General features: G+C 41.0%; 11 protein-coding genes. 3 read left to right on the top strand and 8 right to left on the bottom strand.

Features of this window, described 5'->3' with window-relative positions; genetic code table 11:
- Positions 1 to 5: 5 nt before the first annotated feature.
- From IGK61_RS10540 to IGK61_RS10550, 3 genes are read right to left on the bottom strand one after another with little or no spacing between them, the layout of a single operon-like run.
- The gene (locus IGK61_RS10540) at positions 6 to 905 is read right to left on the bottom strand and encodes an RluA family pseudouridine synthase (RefSeq protein WP_060792244.1); all 900 of its coding nucleotides are present in this window, start codon (positions 903 to 905) and stop codon (positions 6 to 8) included.
- A gap of 4 nt (positions 906 to 909) precedes the next feature.
- On the bottom strand, positions 910 to 1,707 hold the full coding sequence (locus IGK61_RS10545) for an NAD kinase (RefSeq protein ID WP_026008090.1): 798 nt from the start codon (positions 1,705 to 1,707) through the stop codon (positions 910 to 912).
- Positions 1,708 to 1,712: 5 nt separating this feature from the next.
- Entirely contained in the window at positions 1,713 to 2,381 is a 669-nt protein-coding gene (locus IGK61_RS10550; RefSeq protein ID WP_005229708.1) for a GTP pyrophosphokinase, read from the bottom strand.
- Positions 2,382 to 2,577: 196 nt separating this feature from the next.
- On the opposite strand from IGK61_RS10550, the gene IGK61_RS10555 reads away from it, so the two are divergent.
- Both IGK61_RS10555 and IGK61_RS10560 read left to right on the top strand, forming a co-directional pair.
- Positions 2,578 to 3,153: a CYTH domain-containing protein gene (locus IGK61_RS10555; RefSeq protein ID WP_060792243.1), complete on the top strand. Its 576-nt coding sequence runs from the start codon at positions 2,578 to 2,580 to the stop codon at positions 3,151 to 3,153.
- Between the two features lie 108 nt (positions 3,154 to 3,261).
- The gene (locus tag IGK61_RS10560) at positions 3,262 to 3,918 is read left to right on the top strand and encodes a ClpXP adapter SpxH family protein (protein WP_005229705.1); all 657 of its coding nucleotides are present in this window, start codon (positions 3,262 to 3,264) and stop codon (positions 3,916 to 3,918) included.
- 130 nt (positions 3,919 to 4,048) lie between these two features.
- Here IGK61_RS10560 and pepF read toward each other — a convergent pair whose 3' ends face one another.
- From pepF to IGK61_RS10585, 5 genes are all read right to left on the bottom strand, one after another.
- Entirely contained in the window at positions 4,049 to 5,866 is a 1,818-nt protein-coding gene (gene pepF / locus IGK61_RS10565) for an oligoendopeptidase F (protein ID WP_016610833.1), read from the bottom strand.
- A gap of 68 nt (positions 5,867 to 5,934) precedes the next feature.
- The gene (locus tag IGK61_RS10570) at positions 5,935 to 6,924 is read right to left on the bottom strand and encodes a competence protein CoiA (RefSeq protein WP_074535161.1); all 990 of its coding nucleotides are present in this window, start codon (positions 6,922 to 6,924) and stop codon (positions 5,935 to 5,937) included.
- Positions 6,925 to 7,024: 100 nt separating this feature from the next.
- On the bottom strand, positions 7,025 to 7,675 hold the full coding sequence (locus tag IGK61_RS10575) for an adaptor protein MecA (RefSeq protein WP_005229698.1): 651 nt from the start codon (positions 7,673 to 7,675) through the stop codon (positions 7,025 to 7,027).
- Between the two features lie 152 nt (positions 7,676 to 7,827).
- A complete protein-coding gene (spxA, locus tag IGK61_RS10580) occupies positions 7,828 to 8,226 on the bottom strand; it encodes a transcriptional regulator SpxA (protein ID WP_003127030.1) in 399 nt (132 codons plus the stop codon).
- Between the two features lie 709 nt (positions 8,227 to 8,935).
- Positions 8,936 to 10,672, bottom strand: coding sequence for an ABC transporter ATP-binding protein (locus IGK61_RS10585; RefSeq protein ID WP_074535160.1), 1,737 nt, complete (start codon positions 10,670 to 10,672; stop codon positions 8,936 to 8,938).
- Between the two features lie 244 nt (positions 10,673 to 10,916).
- Here IGK61_RS10585 and IGK61_RS10590 point away from each other — a divergent pair, with 244 nt between their 5' ends.
- A complete protein-coding gene (locus IGK61_RS10590) occupies positions 10,917 to 11,651 on the top strand; it encodes an HAD family hydrolase (RefSeq protein WP_060792241.1) in 735 nt (244 codons plus the stop codon).
- The last annotated feature ends 13 nt before the right edge of the window (positions 11,652 to 11,664 follow it).

Raw genomic sequence — 11,664 nt, forward strand, 5'->3', positions numbered from 1 at the left:
ATTTGTTATTGCCTATCCATGGCTGAGCAAACAGCGGCCATGTCTGCTGGTAAGGGCAGCTTAAAAGCCAACGGTTCATTCGTAAAGGGATGCTGAAATTGCAGCTGACAGCAGTGTAATGCTTGTCGTTTGATCCCAAGAGCCATTGTACCGCCATACATCTCGTCTCCTAATAAGGGACAACCGATTGCAGAAAAATGGACCCTTATTTGATGTGTCCTGCCTGTGTGTAACTGAATATCAACTAAAGCGCAATCTGAATTGCGTTGTTTTAGCCAATACTCCGTCCGTGCTTCTTTTCCTTCGTCACTGACCTTGCGTTTCAATAGTGACGTCAGGTCCCTAGCAATCGGCAGCTCAATCTCACCATGGGCAGAAAGTGCGGGCAGTTCACCAGCAACGAGGGCTTGATATTTTTTTACGACCTGCTTCTTTCGCAACTGGCTATCCAGCTTCGCATGGGCAAACCCATGTTTTGCAAAAAGCATCAGTCCTGATGTGTCACGGTCTAACCGCGTGACTACATGAATCACTTGATCTTCATAGTGCTGCGCTTGATAGTAGGCCTTGACGCGATTGGCCATCGTGCCAGTCGGATGATATTGCGCAGGGATCGATGAGATGCCTGCTGGCTTATTCACGACTAACAGATGGGCATCTTCATACACGACCTCAATCGGTGTCGGGTCAGCCAGCATCGTCTCATGTTCCCCTTCAGGAGGAATTACAATAGTTACCCTATCATTTTGCGCCAAAGAAAACAAGACGTTTTGCTCGTGATCGTTGACAAATATCTTTCCGCCTTGAAATTTGATTTTTGCTAACAGTCCTTTGGACACCCCTTGTTCCTTCAAAAAGTATTTGACTTGCTGTCCTTGTCCAGTATAGTGATACGTAAATTCCATGGGTTTATTCTTCTCCAATAAAGGAATCTTTGACCCGATTCCAAAAATGCATATGCCGATAAGACGCAAAATGAATCCGTTCATCGGCAATACGGTAATAGATAGCATCGATTTCTTCTTGTTCGATGGTAAACTGATCGATCGTCACTAAATAGTCGGTGCTTTGCTGCAGTTGTACTTTGACCCATTCATGGTGACCCACGACGATCGGCGAACCAAGGGTCCGAAAGACACGATTGTTCAACGAAGCAATCTCTGCCAATTGAAAGGCATTGATACTTGGGTGCAAGACTGCCCCACCAACACTCTTGTTATAAGCAGTGGAGCCGGTGGGCGTTGAGATCGATAAGCCATCGCCGCGAAACTTTTCAAAGAGGTCTTCTTTAATAGAAATATCGGCAACCATCGTTCGATTGCCGCGCTTGATCGTTGATTCATTCAATGCTAGGAAATGCTTGTCTGATTTTCCATTCGCATACGTGATACGGACATCTAATAACGGATAGCTGACGCTTTTTTGATGGTCATTGCATAATGACTCGACTAGTTCTTCCAATTCATAATCTCGCCAGTCCGTGTAAAAGCCGAGATGACCCGTATGGACGCCTAAAAACTGTACTTGATCCAACTTATGATTGTACAAGTGAAAAGCAGAAAGGAGCGTGCCGTCTCCCCCAACAGAAATCACTAATTCAGGATTGTCTTGATCGATCTTATTTTCTGATTGTTCTAAAAGCGTAGTTAAACGCTTTGTCACTTCTACCGACTTGCTTTCTTGATTATGGACGATTGCCACGCGGATACCTTTCATTCCGTTTCCCCCTTTGGCAACGGGTTCTGATCATGTCCGCCTCGCTTGCCTTTCCCATGTGAAAATAACCGTTGTGCCTCTTGGATCTCTTCACGGATATTGGACATTTCTTCGTCTAGCTGATAGGCGGCTTCTGCCGACCGACGTAGCCGTTCACTGATTTCAGCGGGAAATTCCCCTTGGTATTTGTAGTTTAATGAATGTTCGATCGTTGCCCAAAAATTCATCGCTAGTGTCCGAATTTGAATCTCAGCCAAAATAATTTTTTCCCCGTCGATCAGTTGAACGGGATATTCGATCACTAGATGGTACGAACGGTAACCACTGGCTTTTTTATTGGTGATATAGTCCCGTTCAATGATCACTTTCATGTCTTTACGTGTACGCAACAGTTCAACGACTTGGTGAATGTCTTCCACAAATTGACACATGATTCGCAAGCCAGCGATATCAGACATCTCTTCTTCTAGCCGATCCAAAGCAATCCCACGTAATTTACTTTTCGTTAAAATGCTATCCACTGGCTTGACCCGCCCAGTGACAAATTCAATGGGAACATGCTTGTTTTGTTCCCGATATTGTTTTCGTATGCCTCTTAATTTTACTTTTAATTCTGAAACCGCCTGTTCATAAGGCGCTAAGAATTCTTCCCAATCTCGAATCATTCTTCTCCCTCGATTCTGTTCATAACATACCTCTTATTCTACCATACTCTTGGACTAAAACTGAATGAACAGAAGAGCAGAAACAAAAGATTTTTTGTCTCTCCCCCAACGTCTCAGCTTTTCTTTGTTTGGTTTCTTTGACGGAATAGCTGAAACAGCGTACACTATGGTTGCAATAGAAAGAGAGTGAGAAACGATGGTCGAACAAGTAGAGATTGAATATAAAACAATGTTGACGGAAAAAGAATACCACCAGCTGCTTGCTTATTACAATTTGTCAGAAGAAGCATTTAAGATACAAACCAACTACTATTTTGATACGGTAGATCATAAGCTGCAGGAAAAGCAGTTCGGCTTGCGTATTCGCACGACTGCTACCAATGCGGAATTAACGCTAAAAACCCCCATTGAGCACGGTCTGCTAGAAACGACTGATCCTTTGACAATCGAAACCGCAGCGTCATTGATCGCGTCAGAAAAAATTTTAAAAACAGGTGTGGTTGCTCAACGTTTAAAAGCAGCGGATATCGAACCTGATTCATTACACATGATCGCAGCATTAAAAACGAAACGGGCGGAATTTCCAATCAATGAAGGATTACTTGCTTTGGATGAAAGCTGGTATGGTCAACAGCATGATTATGAGTTGGAGTTAGAAGTCAACGAGCCGATTAAAGGAAAAGATGCCTTTCACTCCTTGTTACGTCTCTTTGGCGTTCCTTACCGACCAGCGAAAAACAAGATCATCCGAGCCGTTGAAGAAAAATCATAGTAAGCTGTCCTTTTGCTTACTTTTTTCGCGTTTTTTTGCTATATTTAATAAAACATACTTATTTTGTTTTTCAAGGTACAAAAGAATCTTAATTGGGGAGAGATTCAAATGATCGAACTGTTTTTATTTATTAATCCGATTGGGCCTATTTGTTATGATATCGAAAAAGAGATTCTCAATAAATTAAACACCAGCCGCAAAAAAATCCATTTGCAGATCCTACCTTTCGTTAACTTGTTTTCCGTAGGTGTCTCAATGGACTATTTGTCCATGAATAAGACGGATTTGGTCTTGCGAAATGAACAGACCAACCAAATCTATGCTGCATCACTGGACTATAAGGCCGCTCAGTTGCAAGGGAAAAAAATTGCGCGGGATTTCTTGTTGAAACTGCAACAACGGATAGGGATCGAAAGACAAGAATATAGCGATGCCTTAGTGAAAGAATTATTTTCTGAAACGAATGGTGATTTAGAGATGTTCCTAGAAGATCGATCCTCTGAGCTAGTGAAAAAGAACTTTGCCACCGATCAGCGTGTAGCCAAAGATATGGGCATCACGATCACACCCTCTGCTGTGGTGTATGATTTTTCAAGTGAAGAAGAATATGGGGTCCTTTTAGAAGGATCAGAGGAACTGAGAAGTCTTCCGCTCGTCTGTGGTACAGCAACAGAACTCGATACATTCTTGCAAAAAGCTCAGTCTTTGAAAGCACCAAAACTTTCCACTATTCATGAAATTGATCGCGGGTTGATTCTTTTATGAAACCCTATTCAATAGCGACGCTGCGCAGCGAGCCAAACGATGATCTTGTGTTTGGCTCGCTGCGCAGCGTTTTTTATTGTGGACAAACAAAAAAACAAACCAATCCTTTACGGATTGGTTCGCTTTTCAATTATGCTTCAATTTCTTTGACGAGTTCTTCCAATTCATTCAAGCGTTGCTCAAATACTTTCATCGCGTCTTCAATATAATCTGCTTTTGTCATATCGACGCCCGCTTTTTTCATGACTTCGATTGGATAATCACTGCGTCCAGCTTTCAAATAGTTCAAATAGTTGGTTAAGGCATCTGGTTCACCTGCTAAGATTTTCTTCGCTAAAGCAGAAGCTGCCGAAAATCCGGTTGAATACTGGTAAACATAGTAATTGTAATAGAAATGCGGAATGCGTGACCACTCAAGACGAATCTCAGGATCTTTTTCAACAGAAGGTCCGTAGTATTTTGCATTTAACTCGGCATAGTTCTCGCTTAAGAACTCACTGGTCAATGGCGTTCCTTTCGCATCTTCCACGTGCATGAAGTGTTCAAACTCGGCAAATTGCGTTTGACGGAAAATCGTTCCTTTGAAGCCATCGAGAAAATGATTCAAGACATAAGCTTTGACCCGTGGATCTGTTTCAGTCTGCAGCATATACTCTGTCAAAATATTTTCATTGGTGGTTGAAGCGATTTCCGCTAAAAAGATCGAATAATCCCCATAGGCGTAAGGCTGGTTATTACGTGTAAAGTAACTATGCACACTGTGTCCCATTTCATGAACAAGAGTAAAGAGTTGATCCAATCGATCATTCCAGTTCATCAGGATATATGGCAGCGTATCATAGGCACCAGAAGAATACGCGCCACTGCGTTTGCCTTTGTTTTCAACGACATCGATCCACCGATTGCTGAAGGCTTCTTCAACCACTGCAAGGTATTCTTCACCTAATGGTTTTAACGCTTCTTTCGCTTTTTCGACCGCTTCTTCATAGGTATAACGAATAGGCGCTTCCCCTAAAATTGGCGTATAAACATCATACATATGCAACGTATCGACAGCCAATAGGCGTTTTCTTAATGCCATATAACGATGCAACAATGGCAGGTGCTGATTGACGACGTCCACTAATGTATCGTAGACACTTTCAGGAATATGGTTGGCACTCAAAGCGGCTTGCCGTGCCGAATCAAATTTGCGGGCTTTTGCTTTAAAGTTATGAGCTTTGATATTGGTGCTTAATGTTTGGGCAAAGGTATTGCGGAATTGCTCATAGACACCATAAAGACCTTTAAAGGCTGCTTCACGGACAGATCGATCCGTGCTTTCCATCAACTCACCGTATACACCATGAGATAACTGTACTTTTTCCCCGTTTTCGTCTTCAACTACTGGAAAATCCAAATCAGCATTGTTTAAAACAGAAAAAATGTTGCCAGGTGCCCCAAAAATTTCGCCAGCACCAGCTAATAACGCTTCTTGCTCCGCTGGCAAGACATGTGGACGCTCGTTGATGGTTTTTTCGATCATATGACGATAAACAGCTAGTTTCGGCTCTTGATCGAAATAGCCCCAAATCGTTTCATCAGACATTGTCAATAGCTCAGGATCAAACCAAGCAACGGCTTCACTTACTTGCGCAACCAAGTTACTTGCTTTTGCATACAAGCCTTGATACGTCGTATTGGCAGTATCTTGGTCGTTTTTCAAATGACTGTATACATAGAGTTTCTCTAAACGACGAGAAAGCGCTAAAACAAATTCTAATGCGGATAAGAAGGCTTGCGGCCCATCGGCTAAAGTGCCTTGGTAACGACTTGCTTCTTTGACTTGTGCTTGGATCTCTTGAAATTCTATGTCAAAAGCCGCATCATCGGCATAGATTTTCGTTAAGTCCCACGTTTTTTCGACTGGAATCGATTCACGTGCTGGTAATTGTTTTGTTTCTGACATTCCCTTCACTCCTTGTTCATTGGTTAAAATTATCTTATCATACTTTTCAGTGAAACCAAATCATTGGCTTAAAAAGAAACCGAATTTTCTAAATATTGGCATTCTTGAAAGAGTCCGCGCAAAATTTCCCGTTGATCCAGTAACGGGAATTGCCATTGCCAATCCAGCTGCCGCAGCCGTGCCACCCATTGATCAAAACGAAGTGGACAGTCACTTAAATAAAGAAAGCGAAAAACCAATATTCGATGCTCAAATAAAATGCCAAAGCTGCTTGCACAATAGCACCACATAGGCAGCTGGGAGACATTGCCTTTTAACGGATACAATATTTCTTGGATCATACGGATTTTTGGCAGGTTCTTTCGCAGTTTTTGTATCAACCAGACCTGATAGTCTGCAGCAAGCCACTCAGGAGGACGGTGATGGTTTGATCTTTGTCCTTTGCACAAAGGGCGAAGTGTTTCTTTATGGTAAGGCGCCCCTTTTCGAGCATCGCTTTGTTGACTGCTGACTCCTTCTTGATAGTGCCAGTTGATTTGTTCTAACTTCATTAAGGATTGATTTTGCGTATCAATCAGCCACAAACAAAAACCAGTTGCCTGATAACTACAGCAGGCTCTTGTCAAAAGTGACCATTGGCGTTTCGGATGCAATTTCTCCCCTAAGATCCACCATGGTCGATAGCCGTTTGCTAAATACGTGCTGGTTCTTTCAAGAAATCGTGAAAACTTTAGGGAAGAACACTGTACTTCAATGGCGATATTCTTATAACAAAGGTCAGGACGCTGTTGGAGTTTAGGCAAAAAAGCTTCGATCTCAATCCCTGTATCTTGAAACCATTCAAACAATAGTTGTTTGGCTTCCAAGTGTTCCTTCGTCTCCCCTTCGCTGTAAGTCTGACAATCAGCAGTTGCTTGATGGGCAAAGTGGGGCTGTCGCTTGGTTCCTTGCCGCAAAGTCACTTCTTGGTGACACCCTGGGCAATAAAAAGGACCTGATGCTTTCTTTCTCCCTTTCGCTGCAATGACTTCTTTTCTTTGGTTCAATGCTTTCAGCATCTAACTCACCTCAATAAAAGATACGCCATTTTCATCAAACACAATTGAAAAAGCCAAGAACATTAGCAACATGTTCTTGGCTGGAAATGAATTTCATTCATTAATCATTCTTGAAGTAGAAACGAGTCAATTCAAGTGCATCGTTTTCCATGATCAACTGACCATATTCAGATAAAACCTCTGGCGTCACTGATGTCCGTTGGGCAAATTCCATCAAATAAGAAAGTGCGTTCTCCACTTCAATATCAGTAACCTCTGCATCCATGAATCGAATTTCAATATAATAATGGTTACCCATTTGGTAAAGATTGGTTGCAACGGAATCCAAATATACTTCGGATGCCAATTGAATCATATCTTCGAATCGCAACAACTCGAATACAAAACGATTGCCGATGTCTTCTGCTTGCTCCGACTCTTGTAATTGAGCCGCCACATGCTTTTTCAACATGTCGGTAATGTCTTCATTCGCTTCATCGTTCATCTCATCAAAATTTTCCATTCCTTCTGGTGGAAGATTTTTGCTAATAAACAATTCTAACCCATCGCCTTTAGGCAAGACTTGGAAAGTTACAGCTTCACTGCCCTTAAATTCTTCGTCAATATCAACTTCTTCAAGAATACTGTAAAAGAAGTTTTCAATTTCATTGTGATTTCCTAGAAGGTCAAGAAAAGTGATGCCTCTCGCAGCTAAGTCTTCACTTTTGATCAATACACGAATGGTGTTCTCATTGATATGTTCCATTTCCATATTAGCTACACCTCACTTTTGCTACTCACTATAGGTTCATTGTATCGAAACCTGATAAAAAGTAAAGAGAAAACGAATATCCTCTTAAGAAAAACGTAAAAACTCAAAAAAAGACTCACTTTCAAAGAGAAAGCGAGTCGATGAAGTCAAATTTATAATCCTGCCATTAATTGCGCTTGTCTTAGTTCCAGTTGGCGAACATCCCTAGGTAAGAACCGACGAATTTCATCTTCGTTGAACCCAACTTGCAATCGTTTTTCATCAATCATGATCGGACGACGCAATAATCCTGGGTTTTCTTGAACAAGTGTCAATAAATCTTTTAGGGGCAGGTCATCTAGATCCATATTCAACTTTTGGAATACTTTGGATCTGGTGGAAATAATTTCTTCTGTGCCATCTTCTGTCATTTGTAGAATTGCCTTAAGCTCAGAAATATTTAACGGTTCTGAAAAAATATTTCTTTCAACAAAAGGGATTTCGTGCTCTTGTAACCACGCACGAGCTTTGCGACAAGATGTGCAACTTGGGGAAGTGTATAGTGTCAACAACGTGCATCTCTCCTTTTTAATTTTCAATCAAGCAAGTCCTGTTCCCTCGCTTGATTTCAATTATACAGGTTTAACTAAAAAAAATCTAGTCTAAATCTCATATTTTTTAATAAAACTCGAAAGTTATATTAAAAGCGAAACCTTTAAGGCAAAAGGTTTCCTTCAAAAAGTTTATTTTTAAATGAGAAAACTCAAATTTTTTTTTAATATTACTCCTTTTATACAACAGTGTGTCAAAGGTGTATCAAAAAGATGTCAGAATATTAAAATATTCTTTTAACAGAAGGCAACGTTTTTTAATTTTCCTCCGAAAATTACAGATGTAATCAAAAACTGAGCGAAAAACCAAGGCAGTCGCTCAATCGTTTTCAAAAGAACTTTTTCACGATCCTTCCTTTGCCGAGAAACGATCGCGCTACAAGGAAAATGATTGTTATTTTTTTGTGCTAGTAATCGCAATCACTCTCTTTCTTCTTGGTTTTATTGTATCACATTCCTTTTTAATCAGAAAACCATAGAAGCATTTCTGTCATAATCTGCTATAAAACAGCAGCAGAAATGAACATCTGCTTATAAATGAAAAGGGTTTCTCACAAAAAACTCAGTAAAAAACGATCAATCCAAGAAGCCAGCCAATTTGTTACTTGGTCACTGACAAAGCATAATAGACTGTACTATTCTTGAACTGATCGTTTACCATGTCTTTCTTCTAAGCGAGTGTTGGTTCTCGGTCACGAGCGAATTGAGCATCATGCAATGCACGATAATGCCCTCTTCTCGCCATCAACTCTTCATGGGTTCCTTCTTCTAAGATGCCCTTCTCACTAACGACAATGATTCGTGTCGCATGTTTGATCGTTGCGAGGCGATGGGCAATGATCAAGGTTGTACGCCCATCTGCCAAAGAATTCAATGATTCTTGGATCACTTGTTCCGTTTCGGTATCTAACGCTGAAGTTGCTTCATCTAAAATCAGAATCGGCGGATTTTTCAAGAACATCCGAGCAATCGCTACTCGCTGCTTTTGGCCACCGGATAATTTGACGCCTCGTTCACCGATGACCGTATCCAAGCCATCCGTCATTTGATCAATGACTTTTTCTAAGTGTGCCAATTTGACTGCCTTTAAAATCTCCTCTTCTGTTGCATCAAGTTTGCCATAAGCAATATTTTCTCGAATCGTTCCTGGGAAAAGAAAAACATCTTGCTGCACCGTACCAATCTGCTGACGTAAAGATGCCAAGGTCATCTCCTGAATATTGATGCCATCAATCGTAATGGCGCCTTCCGTGACTTCATAAAACCGCGGCAACAAGTTGCATAACGTTGTTTTCCCTGAACCACTTTGCCCAACGAAGGCGATCGTCTCACCCGCTTTGATCGACAAGTCGATGTGATTCAAGACTTTCGTCGCATCCGCATAGGAAAAAGAAACATCATGGTACACGATGTCTCCCTTTAAGGAAGTTACTGCCCGTGCGCCTGGCTTGTCTTTGATCGTCGGTTCTTTATCCAACTCTTCGGTCAAGCGTTTGAAGCCAGCGATGCCTTTCGGATAGCTTTCGATCATCGTATTAACCTTCTCGATTGGTCTAACAAAGACATTTGACAATAAAATAAACCCTACGAACTGACCGTTCGTCAGTTCACCACGAATCACGTAGTAGGCACCAAAGATCAGAGCAAACAAGTTGATCAACCGAATCAAGAAATAATTGTACGCTGAACTGATTGCCATTACCTTATAAAAAAGGATTTTAGACTGCCGATAAATCTCACTTAACCCGTCAAAACGTTTATGTTCAAACGTTTCATTGGCAAATGATTGTGTCACTCGAATGCCACTGACAGATGCTTCCACTCCGGCGTTGAACTCACCGAGATTATCATAGATCTGTGTGTTGACTTTGGTCATTTTCTTATTGAAAAAAACCAAGGCGATCGTAATCAAGGGAATCAACGCAAATGTTGCCACAGCTAATTGAACATGCATATTTAACATCAATAGGAATGAACCGACCAAAGTCATAATGGTAATAAAAACATCCTCTGGACCATGGTGAGCGACTTCAGAAATCTCAAAGAGATCCGTAGTCAATCGACTGATCAGCTTGCCAGTCTTTTGATTATCATAATATTCAAAAGATTGCGTTTGCAGATGTCGAAATAACTCTTGACGCATATCAGTTTCAATATTGACCCCAAGTTTATGACCATAAAAAACCACGATATATTGCAACACAGTATTGATCACATAAAACAAGAACAAGCCTAAGCATGCCAACAGTATTAGGCGAAAGTTGTTCTGAGGCATGATCTTATCGATTACTTGGTTGACGGCAACTGGAAAGGCTAGTTCCAATAAACCAGCAAATACCGCACAAGTAAAGTCGAGTATAAATAGTGACCGATACGGTCGATAATAACGAAAAAACCTTTTTAACACATTTCCCCCTCCTCAATAGCTTTCATTATAAGCAACTCTCAGTAGAAATGCAAAATGAGAAACATGTGAAAATGGGTAAAATTCACTATAATTTTGAAAACCTATGAAGACGCGGATTTCTAAAAACAGTAAATAAAACCTTTATTTTGCAGGGATTTTCCTCTTTTTTTTACAGAAATAATGGCTTATGATTGATTCGAAAACAAACTGAAAATTTTCACTAACTCTGAAAGGCGTGTCTTTTTTGATCACTAGTATTCTTTTTGATGTCGATGATACCTTATATGACCAGCAACAACCATTTCGTAATGCCGTAACCTCATGTTTCCCACAAATAGCCCACAAAGATTTAACTGCTCTTTACTTACGGTTTCGGGTGCACAGTGATGAGCAGTTTGGACGGGTATTGGCAAATGAATGGACGCTAGATCATTTTCGTTATTTTCGACTGACCCATTCATTAACGGATTTAGGGTACTTACCTATTACAATAGAAGAAAGCTGTAAGTTTCAGCTGTGTTATGAACAAGAACTAGATGCCATCACACTGCATCCTGAAGTTGAGTCAACTTTGAACTATTTGTCCACATTGCCAGTCAAACTAGGAATTATTACCAATGGTCCCACTGACCACCAGCAAAAAAAATTGGATCAGTTGCAACTGACTCGATGGATCAAACCAGAGCATATGATCATTTCACAAGCAACTGGTTATCAAAAGCCGCAACTAGAAATTTTCCAATTGGCAGAAACCGCCTTTGCTCTTGATCCGGAAACCACACTGTACGTTGGTGATAATTTTGATAATGACGTGGTTGGCTGTAAGAAAGCCGGTTGGCAAGCTTTGTGGTTCAATCATCGTCTCCGTCAAGCGCCTAGTGGATTGGAAGACTTACCAGATGCATCGATCACTGCTTTTTCACAGCTGCAAGACAGTATTGACACACTGATGCAAGTGCCTGCATACATGTATAACTAAAAAAGATGGACCT

Source organism: Enterococcus sp. AZ063 (genome assembly GCF_051715045.1).
In the GTDB taxonomy this organism is placed as follows: domain Bacteria; phylum Bacillota; class Bacilli; order Lactobacillales; family Enterococcaceae; genus Enterococcus_D; species Enterococcus_D casseliflavus.